General features: G+C 62.5%; 14 protein-coding genes and 1 pseudogene. 8 read left to right on the forward strand and 7 right to left on the reverse strand.

What is annotated here, in order from left to right; genetic code table 11:
• Positions 1 to 3: 3 nt before the first annotated feature.
• Positions 4 to 906: a GntR family transcriptional regulator gene (locus BMX67_RS18015; protein ID WP_090737914.1), complete on the reverse strand. Its 903-nt coding sequence runs from the start codon at positions 904 to 906 to the stop codon at positions 4 to 6.
• Positions 907 to 1,041: 135 nt separating this feature from the next.
• Here BMX67_RS18015 and BMX67_RS18020 point away from each other — a divergent pair, with 135 nt between their 5' ends.
• The 5 genes from BMX67_RS18020 (at position 1,042) to BMX67_RS18040 (ending at position 6,515) form a co-directional block, all read left to right on the forward strand.
• A complete protein-coding gene (locus tag BMX67_RS18020) occupies positions 1,042 to 2,076 on the forward strand; it encodes an ABC transporter permease (RefSeq protein WP_090737915.1) in 1,035 nt (344 codons plus the stop codon).
• A 143-nt stretch (positions 2,077 to 2,219) separates the two neighbouring features.
• Positions 2,220 to 3,104 (forward strand): ABC transporter substrate-binding protein, encoded by an 885-nt coding sequence (locus BMX67_RS18025; RefSeq protein ID WP_217645907.1) that lies wholly within the window; start codon positions 2,220 to 2,222, stop codon positions 3,102 to 3,104.
• Positions 3,105 to 3,202: 98 nt separating this feature from the next.
• Positions 3,203 to 3,979: an ATP-binding cassette domain-containing protein gene (locus tag BMX67_RS18030; protein ID WP_217645908.1), complete on the forward strand. Its 777-nt coding sequence runs from the start codon at positions 3,203 to 3,205 to the stop codon at positions 3,977 to 3,979.
• Positions 3,976 to 4,986, forward strand: a complete 1,011-nt coding sequence (locus tag BMX67_RS18035) for a zinc-binding alcohol dehydrogenase family protein (RefSeq protein ID WP_217645909.1) — start codon at positions 3,976 to 3,978, stop codon at positions 4,984 to 4,986. The genes BMX67_RS18030 and BMX67_RS18035 overlap by 4 nt, the downstream gene beginning before the upstream one ends.
• Before the next feature lie 11 nt (positions 4,987 to 4,997).
• On the forward strand, positions 4,998 to 6,515 hold the full coding sequence (locus BMX67_RS18040) for a UxaA family hydrolase (RefSeq protein ID WP_090737939.1): 1,518 nt from the start codon (positions 4,998 to 5,000) through the stop codon (positions 6,513 to 6,515).
• Between the two features lie 25 nt (positions 6,516 to 6,540).
• On the opposite strand, the gene BMX67_RS18045 is transcribed toward BMX67_RS18040, so the two are convergent.
• Positions 6,541 to 7,488 (reverse strand): helix-turn-helix transcriptional regulator, encoded by a 948-nt coding sequence (locus BMX67_RS18045; RefSeq protein ID WP_090737921.1) that lies wholly within the window; start codon positions 7,486 to 7,488, stop codon positions 6,541 to 6,543.
• Between the two features lie 94 nt (positions 7,489 to 7,582).
• Here BMX67_RS18045 and BMX67_RS18050 point away from each other — a divergent pair, with 94 nt between their 5' ends.
• Positions 7,583 to 8,695 (forward strand): class II histone deacetylase, encoded by a 1,113-nt coding sequence (locus BMX67_RS18050; RefSeq protein ID WP_090737923.1) that lies wholly within the window; start codon positions 7,583 to 7,585, stop codon positions 8,693 to 8,695.
• Between the two features lie 150 nt (positions 8,696 to 8,845).
• The gene (locus tag BMX67_RS18055) at positions 8,846 to 9,673 is read left to right on the forward strand and encodes a CE1 family esterase (RefSeq protein ID WP_090737925.1); all 828 of its coding nucleotides are present in this window, start codon (positions 8,846 to 8,848) and stop codon (positions 9,671 to 9,673) included.
• A 70-nt stretch (positions 9,674 to 9,743) separates the two neighbouring features.
• On the opposite strand, the gene BMX67_RS18060 is transcribed toward BMX67_RS18055, so the two are convergent.
• Entirely contained in the window at positions 9,744 to 11,180 is a 1,437-nt protein-coding gene (locus BMX67_RS18060; protein WP_217645910.1) for a YfcC family protein, read from the reverse strand.
• 176 nt (positions 11,181 to 11,356) lie between these two features.
• On the opposite strand from BMX67_RS18060, the gene BMX67_RS18065 reads away from it, so the two are divergent.
• A complete protein-coding gene (locus tag BMX67_RS18065; RefSeq protein ID WP_090737927.1) occupies positions 11,357 to 12,046 on the forward strand; it encodes a GntR family transcriptional regulator in 690 nt (229 codons plus the stop codon).
• 575 nt (positions 12,047 to 12,621) lie between these two features.
• Here BMX67_RS18065 and BMX67_RS19935 read toward each other — a convergent pair.
• From BMX67_RS19935 to BMX67_RS18075, 4 genes and pseudogenes are all read right to left on the reverse strand, one after another.
• Positions 12,622 to 12,828, reverse strand: a pseudogene (locus tag BMX67_RS19935) (IS5/IS1182 family transposase); the annotation flags it as partial.
• 136 nt (positions 12,829 to 12,964) lie between these two features.
• Complete coding sequence (locus BMX67_RS19700; protein WP_175479972.1) at positions 12,965 to 13,120, reverse strand: hypothetical protein; 156 nt, start codon at positions 13,118 to 13,120, stop codon at positions 12,965 to 12,967.
• A gap of 46 nt (positions 13,121 to 13,166) precedes the next feature.
• On the reverse strand, positions 13,167 to 13,913 hold the full coding sequence (locus BMX67_RS18070; protein ID WP_090737929.1) for a sulfite exporter TauE/SafE family protein: 747 nt from the start codon (positions 13,911 to 13,913) through the stop codon (positions 13,167 to 13,169).
• Positions 13,910 to 14,089 (reverse strand): phosphate acyltransferase (locus tag BMX67_RS18075; RefSeq protein ID WP_281249186.1); only part of this gene is annotated, 180 nt, incomplete at its 5' end. The genes BMX67_RS18075 and BMX67_RS18070, both read right to left, overlap by 4 nt.

Here is a 14,089-nt window from a genome sequence, read left to right on the forward strand (position 1 = left end):
CCGCTAGCCCAGATCGTGATGGCGCAATGATGACAGAAGCGTGGTTTTCGAGGTGCGCAGGTGGCGCTGTGCCGCGGCGCGTGCGGCATCGGCGTCGCGGGCCTCCAACGCGTCGATAATGGCAAGATGTTCATCTATGGCGGCGGCGTTCCGTTCCTTTTCGGCCGTCTTGTCCCACATATAGTGATAGTGGAAGATCAGTGAGATAACCTTTTGAAATTCAGCGATGAACCGGTTCTTGACAACCGAGTTGATCGCAAGATGAAACTGTTCATCCAGTTTCGAGAATTCGTGATAGTCGGTTTCCATGGCGGTTTTCAGCGTCAGGTGATCGGCCCGCACTTTTGCCAGCGCCGCCCATACGGGATGACCGACCGGCGCCTCGGCCACCTGAGCGACCGCGTTCAGCTCCAGCACCGAACGAAAATCCGACAGCTCGATCGCGAAATCCTTGGTGAACCCCAGCAACATCCACCCGCCTTTCGGACGTCGCGACACAAGCCCGAACCGGCTTAGACCTGCAAGAAACTCCCGCAGATCATGCTGAGGCACATCGAAATTGCGCGACAGTTCGGCGATCGACAGCGGCGTATTAGCGGGCACGTCGAAGCGCAGCACCCAATCCAGAAAACGCTGCTCCAGATCGCCCTTATCCGCAGATGAGCGCGGTAGTGCGATCCTGTCCCCGCTTTGCGGTGCGCGCAGAAGGGATTTGTCGCGCCCCTGCCAAGAGATCAGGCCCAGTTCCTGCATCCGTGTCAGACAGCGGCGTATCACGGTCCGGCTGACGCCTGCGATTTCGGACAGCCGCGTTTCGGACGGGATGGGTGCCGCGACCGGCAGCGTTTCGCAATAGGTCAGGATCTGGTTATAGGCCTCGCGGTATCTGGTGTCGCTGCGCGCCATGTGTCGGCCCCTTTCGATTCCGGCATGTTCGCCGCACCTGTATTTGTTCATTATCATAAAAAACATTTGACAGAAAGCAAGACGATCCTGCTTATGTTTGAAATTATTAAATGCAGTGATGCGAAAGGAAGGCGCATGTCACAAGCGATCAAGGCCGAAACGGGGCGGGCTGCGCGACCTTTGGCGGGCCTAATTCCGGATCCGGGAAAGATCCACCGTCTTTCGGCCCTGCTGACGCTGCTATTGCTGATCGTGGGCTTTTCGCTGGCAAGTCCGGCGTTTCTGTCGGTGAGCAACTCGTTGACGGTCCTTTTGCAGACCTCGGTGATCGGCCTTCTGGGGATCGGCATGACGATGGTGATCATCACCGGCGGTATCGACCTGTCGGTCGGTTCCGTGCTGGCGTTGTCCGGGGTCGGCACGGCGATGGCAGTCAAGGCCGGGGTGCCGGTCGGTCCTGCGATGGGGCTCGGGGTGGCGATCGGTGCATTTTGCGGGGCGATCAACGGGCTTGTCGTGACCAAGGCAAGGATACCGCCCTTTGTCGCGACCCTGGGGATGATGTTGATGGCGCGCGGGCTTGCGCTGCAACTGACCGGGGCGGCGCCGATCTCGCAACTGGGCGAGGCGTTTGGCCGCCTTGGCAACGGCGCGCTGTTCCGCGTGGTCGAGATGCAGCCCAACGGGTTTCCGAAGGTGATCTTTCCGGGCGTTCCCTATCCGGCGATCCTGCTGCTGATCGTGGCCGCCGGGGCCGCTTGTCTGCTGCGCTACCGTCAGGTCGGGCGCCATATCTATGCCACAGGTTCCAACGAAGAGGCCGCGCGGCTGTCGGGAGTGCGTGTCGATCGGACCAAGATCTATGCCTATGTCATGTCGGGCGCCCTGGCCGGACTGGCGGGCAATGTGTTGATGTCGCGCCTTGTGACCGCACAACCAAGCGAAGGTGTGATGTATGAACTGGACGCCATCGCGGCGGCCGTCATCGGTGGCGCATCGCTGTCGGGCGGTGTGGGAACCGTGTCGGGAACGATGATCGGGGCTTTCATCATCGGCATCCTGCGCAACGGTCTGAACATGGCGGGGGTATCCGCCTTCATCCAGCAAATCGTGATCGGGGCGGTCGTCATTGCGGCGGTCTGGATCGATCAGCTGCGCAACCGGCGTTGACAGCCGGGCGCGACGACCGGCCCTTTTGCCGGCGCCGCAGACAACCGAGAAGACGAAAAAAGACCAATATCTCAACGAGGAGGAACGAGATGCGGTATTTCAAACCTGGTGCGATTGCATCCGTCATGGCCCTGTCCGCCGGGATGGCTACGGCAGGGGAGATCGCGGTGATCGTAAAGACCACCAACTCGAATTTCTGGCAGAATGTGAACAAGGGGGCCGAAGCCGCGATCGCGGATCAATCGGAACATACGTTCAGCTTTGACGGTCCGGCGACCGAAAGCGCCGTCGCCGATCAGGTCAACCTGGTCGAGAATGCCATCAATCGCGGCGTGTCGGGGATCGTTCTTGCGCCCTCTGACCCCGAGGCGCTGGCCCCCGCGGTCAAGCGCGCTTTCGAAAGCGGCATTCCGGTCGTCATCATCGACAGCGGTCTGACCGACAGCGCCAAGGATAGCTATCAGGCCTTTCTGTCCACCGACAATTGCGCCGCGGGCGAAGAGGTCGCCAAGCGCATGATCGCCGAGGCCGGCAGTGAAGGGAAGGTGGCGGTGATGTCCTATGTCGCCGGTGTCGGGTCTGAGATCGGGCGGGTGGGCTGCTTTTCCGACTATCTGACGGCCAATTCGGACCTTGAGATCGTCGGCCCGTACTATTCGCAAAGCCAGATGGCGATGGCGCTGAACCAGACTACGGATATCCTGGCCTCGAACCCGGATCTGGTCGGCATCTTCGGCGCGAACGAACCGACGGCGGTCGGCATGGGCCGGGCTATCATGCAGGCGGGCAAGGCCGGGCAGCTTGTCGCGCTTGGCTTTGATGGCAACGAGGATCTGCAGCAATTCGTGCGCGACGGGCTGATGCAGGCGACGGCCGTGCAGGGGTCATTCGCCATGGGCCAGATGGGCGTCAACGCGATCATCGACATTCTGGCGGGCGAAAAGGTCGAACCGTTCATCAACACCGGTGTGGTGCTGGTGGATCAGGCCAATATCGATTCAGACGAGGCGAAGAACGTCCTGTATTGAAACGGCTTTTCCGAGGGGCGTGGATCCTGCGCCCTTCGGTTCGCAATGACGCTGCGCCTGCACCCGGCGCGCCGACGACACTGGCAGAAAGGCACAGCATGTCCCAGACCCCTTTGGTAGAGATGATCGGCATCGAAAAGCATTTTGGCGGGGTGCGCGCGGTAGATCATGTCTCGCTTGAGCTTTATCCCGGCGAGGTGGTCGGGGTGCTGGGTCACAACGGGGCGGGCAAATCCTGCCTGATGCGGATCCTGTCCGGTGCCATGGTCCCGACCGCCGGTGAAATCCGCGTCAACGGCCAGCCGGTGAAATTCGACGACCCGACCGACGCCCGCGATGCCGGGATCGAAACGATCTATCAGACCCTGGCGCTGGCCGATCATCTGGACGCGCCGGCGAACCTGTTCCTGGGTCGCGAACTGAAAACCCGTTTCGGCAATCTGGACGATGCGCGGATGCTGAAGGAAAGCCGCAAGGTACTGGCGCGGCTGAACCCGAATTTCAAGAACCTTGCCGATCCGGTTTCCTCGCTGTCGGGCGGGCAGCGGCAGGTCATCGCCATTGCGCGGGCGATCTATTTCGACACCAAGGTCTTGATCATGGACGAGCCGACGGCCGCGCTGGGTCCGTCCGAGACGGCGATGGTGGCCGACCTGATCCGCCAGTTGCGGGCCGAGGGGATCGGGATCCTGCTTGTCAGTCACGACATGCATGACGTCTTTGAACTGTGCAACCGCGTGGTGGTGATGAACAAGGGCAGCCTTGTGGGGGCCCATGACATCGAAGAGGTGACCAAGGATGACATCCTCAGCCTGATCGTGAAGGGCGAACTGCCTGCGGACTGGACCGCCCGCAATCTGGAGATGTCGCTATGAAGGATCTGCCGCGGCATCAGATGACATGCGGGGTCTGCGTTCGGCCCGGCGTCTTTGCCCTGGAAAGCCGCATCCGACCCGACAGTGCCCCGGATGACTTCCGCCTGGTCGATATCGCGGCCATCGGGATCTGCGGTACCGATTACCACATCTTTGACGGCAAGCATCCGTTTCTGGATTATCCGCGCGTGATCGGCCACGAACTGTCCGGCCATCTGGTCGACGGACCCGACGCCGGACAGCTGGTCGTCATCAACCCGTATATTTCCTGCGGCGACTGCCGCGCCTGCCGTCGGGGCAAGCCCAATTGCTGCAGCGCCATCGCGGTGCTGGGTGTTCATACCGATGGCGGCATGTGCGCGCGTATCGCCGTGCCCAGGGGCAACCTGTATCCGGCGACGGGCCTGACCCCGGTTCAGGCTGCGATGGTCGAGTTTCTGGCCATCGGTGCCCATGCCGTGGCGCGGTCGGGCTGCGGGGCGGGCGATCGCGTGATGGTCACGGGGGCGGGGCCGATCGGGCTTGGCACGGCCCTTTTCGCGCGGATCGCGGGCGCCGAGGTGCATCTGCTTGATCTCAGCGCGGCGCGATTGGCGACGGCGGCCACTCAATTCGGCTTCAGCCGCACATACAGGCCCGGCGATGACATTCTGACGGGCGATCTGGCCGACGGTTTCGACGTGGTCTTTGACGCCACCGGCAACGCCACGGCCATCGAGGCGGGTTTTCCGCTGGTGGCGCATGGCGGGCTGACGGTTCTGGTCAGCGTGGTGAAGGACGATATCACCTTTTCGGATTCCGAGTTTCACAAGCGCGAAAGCCAGATCGTCGGCAGCCGCAATGCCACGCGGGCCGATTTCGACCGGGTGATGGCCGCGATCCGGGACGGGCTGGTGCCGACCGATCTTCTTGCCTCGGCCGTGCTGCCGCTTGCGGATCTGCCGGCGCGGTTCGCCAGCCTTGCCAAGGACCGCGATCACCTGATCAAGGTTCTGGTGACACCATGAGCGTCGGCGACATGACCGACCATCCTGTCGCGTTGCGCCTGCACAAAGCCGACAACGTGCTTGTGGCGCTGCGGTCGGTATCTGCGGGCACGCGGCTGCCGGGCGGCGTCGTTGCGGCACAGGCCATCCCCGCCGGGCACAAGATCGCCCTTTGCGATATCGCCCTGGGCAAGCCGATCCTGAAATACGGGCAGATGATCGGGACGGCCATCGCGCCGATCCCGGCGGGCGGGCATGTCCATGTTCAGAACCTGGGCATGGGCGAACACAAGCAGGACCACGCCTTTGGCGCGGCAGCCCATCGCCTGCCGGACGCCGAGGGCAGGGCTGAATTTCTTGGCTATCACCGGCCCTCGGGCAGGGTGGGGACGCGAAACTATCTGGGGATTCTGACCTCGGTGAATTGCGCAGGCTCGGTCGCGCGTTTTATCGCCGAGGCGGCGCAGCGGGCGGATCTTCTGGCCGATTTTCCGAATGTGGATGGGATTGTGCCCATCGTCCACGGCTCGGGCTGCGGCATGTCGGGCAGGGGCGAGGGCTATGACACCTTGTTCCGGACCCTTGCCGGATACGGGCAGAACGCGAATTTCGGCGCAATCCTGATGGTCGGTCTGGGATGCGAGGTCATGCAGATCCCCGATCTGATTGATCGCCGGGCGCTGAAGGACAGCGCAAGGTTCCGCTATATGATGATCCAGCACGAAGGCGGCACGGCCGCGACCGTCGACAAGGGCCTTGCCGTGTTGCGCGATCTGGCCGCCGAGGCCAACAGGGCCAGACGTGCGCCGGCCCCGGCGCGGCATCTGGTTCTGGGGATGCAATGCGGCGGATCGGACGGGTATTCGGGCATCACGGCGAACCCTGCGCTTGGGGTGGCGTCAGACCTGCTTGTGCGTCATGGCGGAACCTCGATCCTGTCGGAAACCTCGGAAATCTACGGCGCCGAACATCTTCTGACCAGTCGCGCCGTGGATCCGGCGACCGGGCGCAAGCTGATCGATCTGATCGAGTGGTGGGAAGACTATACCGCCCGCAATTTCGGCGAGATGGACAACAACCCCTCGCCGGGCAACAAGCGCGGCGGGCTGACGACCATTCTGGAAAAATCGCTTGGCGCGGTGGCCAAGGGCGGCAGCGCCCCTCTGTCCGGCGTCTACAAATTCGCCGAGCCGATCACCACGCCGGGCTTCGTGTTCATGGACAGCCCCGGTTATGACCCCTGTTCGGTGACGGGGCAGATCGCCTCGGGGGCCAATCTGATCGCCTTCACCACCGGGCGGGGCAGCGTTTCGGGCTATCAGCCGGTGCCCTCGATCAAGATCGCGTCGAATTCCGATCTGTGGCGCCGGATGCATACGGATATGGATGTCAACTGCGGCGATATCCTTGAGGGCGTCAGCCTTGAGGCGAAAGGTCACGAGATTTTCGAGCTGATGCTGCAAACCGCATCCGGTCAGCCCACCAAAAGCGAGGCGCAGGGCTTTGGCGCGGTCGAATTCGTGCCGTGGCAGATCGGCGCGGTGATGTAGCGGTTCGCGCGCTCTGCCGGGCGGGCTAGGGGTCGTCGGCCCCCTCGATCAGGATCCGGGTCAGCGCCGCCTTGTCCGAAACATGCAGCTTGGCATAGATATTGCGAATATAGTGGCGCACGGTCAGCGGTGACAGCGACATGGCCTCTGCGATGGCCTTGTGCCCCTGACCGCGCGAATACCGCTCGGCCACGTCGGCCTCGCGCTGGGTCAGGTGTTGGGCCGGGCCAAGCCCCTGAACCTGCAGGGTGACCATTGCGCCGTCAGGACGCCAGCTTAGCCTGTGCTGGCCCAACCTGCGCCAGCCCGGTCGCGCAAATCCCGCGACCAGTTCGGCTGGCAGGAACGGCCCCGTCCAGTCGGGCCATCTTTCGACCAGCACATCGTCGAAACCGTTCGAGGCCGACAGGATCAGGCCGTCGGGTTGGCAGAGGGCGCGCACCCCTGTTTTCGCCCCGCCCGCCGCCACCCCTTCGCGTGCCGCGCGCCAGCTTTTGCCAAGCGCGTCCATCATATGCGGAAACAGGGCGGTCAGCAGGTCGCCATCCTGTGCGGTAAAGCCGATGTCGCGGCGATACAGCGACAGGAATGCCGACAGGCCCAGCCGTTCCTGACGGCACAGGATGCACAGGATATGACGGATGCCGTGGCCGCGCAGGAATGCGGCGAATTCCGCGGCCGCCGACAATTGGTCCGGGCCCATCAGATGCGCCATTTCCGGGGCGTCGATGACCCGTGGCGCGATCGGGTCCTGATGTTTTCGGGCTTCCCACTCGGCGGTATAGGTCGGTGGCAGGTTGTCGGCATGGGTCGTGTGCAGTTGCAGGCCCGAATTCAGCCCCCACCAGGCGGAATCGAACCCGACCGCGCGCCGTGCGATGTTCAGCAATTGCTGTTGATCCGCGCCGCCAGCCTGCGCGGCGCGATGCAGGTCAAGGGCGACGGCGGAGAACCGTATAAGATCGCCGCTCATCCCGGTGCCCCTGTCATTTGTGCGGGTTCATCTGAATGTAGGCCTGGGGATGACCCGCTGGCAACCTTCTTTCCACAACAACAGGAGAGACGGCATGACAACAGGATACGTTTGGAAAGATATCTTTGCATGGCATCAGACGGGCGATGGTGGCGCGTTCCTGCCCGCCCGCGGCCTGATCCAGCCCGGGCAACTGCATGCCGAAAATGCCGAAACCAAGCGGCGCATCCACAATCTGCTGGAGGTCAGCGGCATCCTGGACGGTCTGCACAGCATCCGCGATATCGCCGCCGCGACCGATGAGGAAATCCTTGCCGTCCATGACGCCGCCTATATCGACCACATCAAGGCGCTAAGCGCCGAGAACGGCGGCGATGCGGGCGAACTGACTCCCTTCGGCCCCGGCGGGTACGAGATCGCGGCATTGTCGGCAGGCGGCTGTCTGACAGCGGGTCGCGCTGTGATGCGGGGCGAGATCGACAATGCCTATGTCTTGAACCGCCCGCCGGGGCATCACGCCGAACCCGATCGCGGGCGCGGATTCTGTCTGTTGGCCAATGGCCCCATCGCGGTCGAGGCGCTGCGGCGCGAATTCGGCATCGGGCGCGTGGCCTTTGTCGATTGGGACGTCCATCACGGCAACGGGGCGCAGCGCATCTATTACAACGACCCGACGACGCTGACGATCTCGATGCATCAGCACCATTATTACCCCGCCGATACAGGTGCGGTCGACGAAAACGGCAGCGGGGCAGGCGAGGGGTATAACCTGAACATCCCACTGCATCCGGGGTCCGGGCATGGCGCGTATATGCATGCCTTCGAAACCGTGGTGATCCCTGCGCTAGATCGTTTCCGGCCCGAACTGATCGTGGTGCTGTCCGGCTTTGACGGCGGTGCGCTGGACCCGCTGGGGCGCAACATGGCCTATTCGACGACATTCCGCGAGATGACGCGACAGGTCAAAAGCGCCGCCGAGCGGCATTGCCAAGGGCGGTTGCTGGTCCTGCACGAAGGGGGATATTCCGCGGCCTATGCGCCCTTCTGCGGCGCGGCGGTGGTCGAGGAACTGATGGGCGCGACCGATGTGATCGAGGATCCGTTCATCCCCATCCTTGAAGGCATCGGCATGATGGACCTGCAACCGCATCAGGCCGAGGCCATCGCGCGATCCGCCGCGCTGGTCAGCAGGATCGAAGCCCCCTGAGATTTCCGGCGTCGCCGCCTGATCCGCGGTGGCGCCGGTCTATCGCCCCGAGGGCTGGCGCGATAACAGGGCCGTGATCAGCGGCGCGGCCCTGCTGGCCTTTCGTCGCGGCGCGTGTTCTGCTTGCCGCGATGCAGATGCGGGGGGCTAATGGCGGGACTGTTCAGACTGGCCGTTTTGGGCGCGGCACTGTGGGTGACGGCCGCAATCGGCGCGACCGCGGCGGATTGCGGGTCCCCGGATCAGCCATGCACGCTTGCAGGTGGTTCCTATCACATGGCCGTGCCCGAAGGATCGGTCCCGCGCGGCATCGTCATGCATCTGCATGGCGGCGGTGCGTCGGGGCAGGCGATGCTGACTTCGGATCTGGGCAAAGAGGCTGTCGCGCGGGGCTATGTGCTGATCGCGCCGAATGGTGAACATCCCGAAAACCGCTGGACCCGCGACTGGTCGGTCGACGCCGGGAACATGGATTTTGAAAGGGACGATATCGCCTTTCTGAATGCGGTTCTGGCCGACGCCAGATCACGGACCGGCATGTCCGATGCCCCGGTCTATCTTGCCGGATTTTCGCGCGGCGCGTCGATGGTCTGGAACATGGCCTGCAAGCAACCCGATTTCGCGCTGGCCTATGCCCCGCTTGCCGGCGCATTCTGGGAACCGCTGCCACGGGATTGCGCGGCCCCTGTCAGGCTGTTTCACACGCATGGCTGGGCGGACCGGACGGTCCCGCTGGAAGGTCGATCCTTTCGGAAAGGCGCTGTGGTGCAGGGCGATGTCTGGGCCGCGCTGGCCCTGCTGCGCCGGGTCAACGGCTGTGACAACCGTCAGCCCGACGACAGCCAGACCACGGACGGCCTGTGGACCCGTGACTGGCGCGATTGCGCCGGTGCGCCGATCCGGCTGCAATTGCATCGGGGTGGACATGGCGCGCCAGAGGGTTGGGGCGACGCGGTGATGGACTGGTTCGAAAACTGATCGCCCGGCGGCGGCACCGGATCCTGCCGGGCGGCCCCATGCGCCGCCCGACAATCCGTGTCGCGCCTGTTCAGCCGATCCAGCCGGTCATCTGCGCATAGATCAGGAACAGCGCCGCAATGGCGATCCAGATGCCCAGAAGCGGCAGGAAAAAGCGCACCCAACGGTCCCAGCTGACACCGGCCAATGCCAGTGTCGCCATGAAATATCCCGAGGTCGGAAAGAAGATGTTCGAAAGCCCGTCGCCCAGCTGATAGGCCAGAACCGAGCTTTGCCGCGTGACCCCGATCAGGTCCGACAGCGGCGCCATGATCGGCATCGTCACCAATGCCTGTCCGCTGCCCGACGGAACCACGAAGTTAAAGCCGAACTGCGCCGCGAACATCCCCAGCGCCGAGAAGGTCGAAGGCAGACCACCGACAAGATTGCCCAATCCATGAACCAGCGTGTCCATGACCTGACCCTGTTCCAGCATGACCGCCACCGCGCGGGCCAGCCCGACGATGATCGCCCCGACCAGAACGTCCTGAAATCCTTCGTTGAAGGCGTCACAGATCCTGGTGGTGGACAATCCAGCGATCAACCCGACCGAAATCCCCATGACCACGAACAGCCCGGCCATCTCGGTCATGAACCAGCCGCGCGTCAGGACCCCCCAGACCATGATCGCGAAGAACCCGATCGTGGCCATGCCGGCCCATTTCTGGCGCGGGGAAAAGCGCAGGGCCGAGGCGGCGTCGTCATGCACGTAGATGCGGCGTTTTTCGGCCTCTTTGTCGTCTCCGGCCATCAGGCTGAAATCGGGATTGGCGCGGACCTTCAGCGCATAGCGCATCAGATAGATGATCGCGGCGGCGGTCAGACTGACAAACATCAGCGCGCGCAGCCCAAAACCCGAATACAGCGGCAATTGCGCGATGGTCTGGCCAAGCCCGGTATTGATCGGGTTCAGGACGCCGGCCGTGAACCCCGCCGTCGTTGCCAGAAGGGCGGTGCCGACCGCAACGACGGAATCAAAGCGCAGCGCGATCATCAGCGGCAGGATGACCGGCACATAGACCAGCGCCAGTTCCTGCGTGCCGATCAGCGTCGCGATCACCGCGAATGTCGCCATCAGCACCGGAATCATCAGCACGCTGCGCCCGGCAAAACGGCGGGTCAGCTTGTCTACCGCGACATCAATGATGCCGGTGCGGCGGATGACCATGAACATGCCGCCAATGATGAGGGTAAAGAAAACGACCTGCGCAGCGTCCATCAACCCGCGCGGCACCGCCAGCATGAACTGTTCAAAACCGACCGGCGCCGCATCGACATAGCGGAAGGTCGCGGGATCCACGGCAACGCGACCATTGGGCAGGGTGACCCTGTCATAGATGCCCGCCGGGACGATATGCGTCAACAAGGCCGCAATCGCCGTAAAGACGAACAGGATGACATAGATATGCGGCATCCGAACTCCGCGCGCCTTCTGTTCGGCGGATCGGTCCTGGGTCGTGTCGGTCATGTGCGGCTTCCTGTTGATTTGTCTTTGATCGGTCGTGCCAGCTGTTCTGACATTCGTTCTTTTATTTCTTGTAAAATGTTAGCTGACAGGCCACGCTGAAGGCTATGCAGGTAATCTGGAATGGTTTCTTCGGGAAATCTTGAAAGTCTTTAGATTGGCATGCGAAGGGTCCCTGAATGACAACGGCGCAGGAACTGCAATCGGAACAGGCATTTGCGGCCCTGTTGTCGGCGCTAAAGTCCGGACGTCTGCGCAGCAGCGAGTTTCTGACAATGCCGGATCTGGCTGCGATCCTTGGCTTTCCCCTTGCCCCCACGCGTGAGGCCGCCAAGCGCGCCGAGGGGCAATCGCTGCTGACCATCCTGCCCAAGCGTGGCCTGACGATCATGGATTCGGGGCCGGGCGTGACCCGTGACTGCATGGACATGCGGGCGGCTCTGGAACAAGAGGGGGTGCGCCGCTTGCTGGCATCGGGCCGTTGCGACCTGGAGGCTTTGCGCAAACAGCACGAACAGCTGCTGGCCGAGGCGCGATCGGATCCCGGTGCGGATCTGTCGCGGCGGGCCTTGGCGACCGATCTGTCCTTGCATGATTTCATGTCCTCGGGGCTGAAGAACCCGTTCCTGTGTCAGGCCTATCAGTCGAACCGCAACCGGATCACGGTGATCCAGAACGCGCGCAGCTTCCTGCCCGATCGGGTCATTCCCGCAATGGAAGAGCATCTGGATATCATCGCGGCCTTGCAGGCGGGCGACCTTCCGGCCGCCATCGCGCATATCGAAAGACATCTGCATCAGACCTTGCGGTGGTGGGGCGTCGAGTTGCGCCAAGACTGGGCCGATCGCCGTGATCCAGGTCCAGCTTGACACGCCCGCGATCAGGCCGCGCGCTGACCGCCGTTTCCGCGCCTGTGTCAGAACCCGGCACAAGCGACAGCATGTGATGTGCAAACGTGTCGACGGGAATAGGTATTGTCGACAGGACGCCATCCTCAGAACGACGGACGCCACAGCCGAGGCGGGTGATCCCGATATGCCGCTGCGGCGAGAGGCCAGCTGTGGTCGCGAGATTTCAGACCGGTTGCCAAAGCGACAGCGAGTGAAAACGGACTGGACCTGCACCGGTTTTGCCCCGGTCGGGTGCTCAGGTTAGGCGGCTCTTTGATCAAAGGCCACGGGTGATTGCCACCCCCAGTGCCGCGAAATTCCGGCGCGGGTTGTCAGGTTCTGTTTGATGCGATTACTCATGGCGCAGCCGAATATTCGACGGAAAGACTAATCCATGATGACGGTCAGGCTAACCTTCTTCGCGTGTCCAGTCAGTCCCGGCGGGACTTCTAACTAATAGATAATCTGAATTATGGAGCAGCAATAGATTAATCACGCTCACCATGATTGCGCTGATCGGCCTATGGTCAAGGTATCCCTTTCCCGAAACGGACTTATCCCACGGCCTCTGTGAAGAATATTCCCAGCGCGGTGTCGCCGTTCACGTCCGCAATGTGGGGCTCATGCTCGGCGACCTCTCGGTCGAAGTCCCGCGCCATGACGCGCTCCGGTGGAATTTCACACAGTACACCGCCGTTTCGACGCGGCTCGCACGGCGGCATCTATTCCAACCTTCGCCACGGGGCGCGGCCGCGATACCTGAATCCCCCAAAGCCTCATACCCCGCCACTATCACCGCAGTCTCGACCTTGATGCCCGGGCTGTCACTCAACAAGCAGCAGCAGCCATTACGGGGCCGTGATACGGGATGCACGCAGGCAGGGGGCGTGAAGAATGTCAAAGCTCCAAACTTCCGTCTACTGCATTGTTCTGACTGGCGTTTTCTGAACGACTTTCCACTTCACAACCAGGAACAACTTTTTGGTCAATGCTAAAGAGCTGCCTCTGACGACTGAGCAAGACTGCTGACAGCTTGCCGAGCTTCTTCGACATCACGCCGACCCGGATCTGGCCGAGTGATCGGTCGACTTAGCCCGGATCAAAACAATTCGCGGACGGCAATCAGGACGCCAGCGGCGAACAGGATCCAGATCAACAGCAGACGAAAACGATCATCGCTGAGGCGGCGAAAGACCGCGATGCCCAGTTGCGCAGCCAGCATGGCGACTGGCAGGCTGATTGCCGTCATCATCAGGATCTCGCGCGTGTAAAGCCCGCGCCAGGCAAAAAGCAGGGCTGAACAGGTCAGGATCACCTGATTGAACAGTTGCAATATCGCGCGTGTCTCGTTGCGTGGCCAGCTGCGCAGGGCGCACCACATGGTCGGGAATACGCCCGACAGGCTGGCCGCCCCGCCCATCACGCCGCCGACGAAGCCGACGAGTATATCAATGACCGGTGTTTTTTCACGGATCCGGGGCATGTTGCGCGACAGCGCGAAAAAACCGCCATAGGCCAGCATCACGAAGGCGATCGACAACCGGATGACATTCTCGGTCACCACCAGAAGCAACATGGTTCCGATTGGTACGCCGATCAGCGCGGGAAGAAGAAAACGCGCCGCGCGGACCGGTTGCCGGGTCAGATCGCGCCGCACCAGCCACAAGCCCTGCAGCCCGGTGACGATGGCCAGGATCGCGACCATGGGCACCGCTTGCTGTGGCGGCATCACCTGCAACCAGATCGCAAGGGCCATCAGGGCGGGACCGAAACCGGCAAGACCGTTGATGAAGCCCGCCGCGACCGCGCCCGCCAGCAATGGCAGCAGGATCGCGTTTCCGCTCATTTCTGTGTTTGAATATTTGTGATGATTGCTGCGTTTATGATGTCGTTTTTGGTGCATCCTCTTGAGAGGTCGTTTGCGGGTTTTGCGAGGCCCTGGAGGATGGGGCCGATGGCGTTCAGGCCGCCGAGGCGTTGGGCGATCTTGTAGCCGATATTGCCCGAGGCGAGATCGGGGAA

The sequence above is a fragment of the Paracoccus homiensis genome (genome assembly GCF_900111675.1).
In the GTDB taxonomy this organism is placed as follows: Bacteria; Pseudomonadota; Alphaproteobacteria; order Rhodobacterales; family Rhodobacteraceae; genus Paracoccus; species Paracoccus homiensis.

Coding starts and splice junctions, on each gene's coding strand:
- BMX67_RS18015 (WP_090737914.1), bottom strand. CDS start 906: ATGGCGCGCAGCGACACCAGATACCGCGAGGCCTATAACCAGATCCTG.
- BMX67_RS18020 (WP_090737915.1), top strand. CDS start 1,042: ATGTCACAAGCGATCAAGGCCGAAACGGGGCGGGCTGCGCGACCTTTG.
- BMX67_RS18025 (WP_217645907.1), top strand. CDS start 2,220: ATGGCTACGGCAGGGGAGATCGCGGTGATCGTAAAGACCACCAACTCG.
- BMX67_RS18030 (WP_217645908.1), top strand. CDS start 3,203: ATGTCCCAGACCCCTTTGGTAGAGATGATCGGCATCGAAAAGCATTTT.
- BMX67_RS18035 (WP_217645909.1), top strand. CDS start 3,976: ATGAAGGATCTGCCGCGGCATCAGATGACATGCGGGGTCTGCGTTCGG.
- BMX67_RS18040 (WP_090737939.1), top strand. CDS start 4,998: ATGACCGACCATCCTGTCGCGTTGCGCCTGCACAAAGCCGACAACGTG.
- BMX67_RS18045 (WP_090737921.1), bottom strand. CDS start 7,488: ATGAGCGGCGATCTTATACGGTTCTCCGCCGTCGCCCTTGACCTGCAT.
- BMX67_RS18050 (WP_090737923.1), top strand. CDS start 7,583: ATGACAACAGGATACGTTTGGAAAGATATCTTTGCATGGCATCAGACG.
- BMX67_RS18055 (WP_090737925.1), top strand. CDS start 8,846: ATGGCGGGACTGTTCAGACTGGCCGTTTTGGGCGCGGCACTGTGGGTG.
- BMX67_RS18060 (WP_217645910.1), bottom strand. CDS start 11,180: ATGACCGACACGACCCAGGACCGATCCGCCGAACAGAAGGCGCGCGGA.
- BMX67_RS18065 (WP_090737927.1), top strand. CDS start 11,357: ATGACAACGGCGCAGGAACTGCAATCGGAACAGGCATTTGCGGCCCTG.
- BMX67_RS19700 (WP_175479972.1), bottom strand. CDS start 13,120: ATGTCGAAGAAGCTCGGCAAGCTGTCAGCAGTCTTGCTCAGTCGTCAG.
- BMX67_RS18070 (WP_090737929.1), bottom strand. CDS start 13,913: ATGAGCGGAAACGCGATCCTGCTGCCATTGCTGGCGGGCGCGGTCGCG.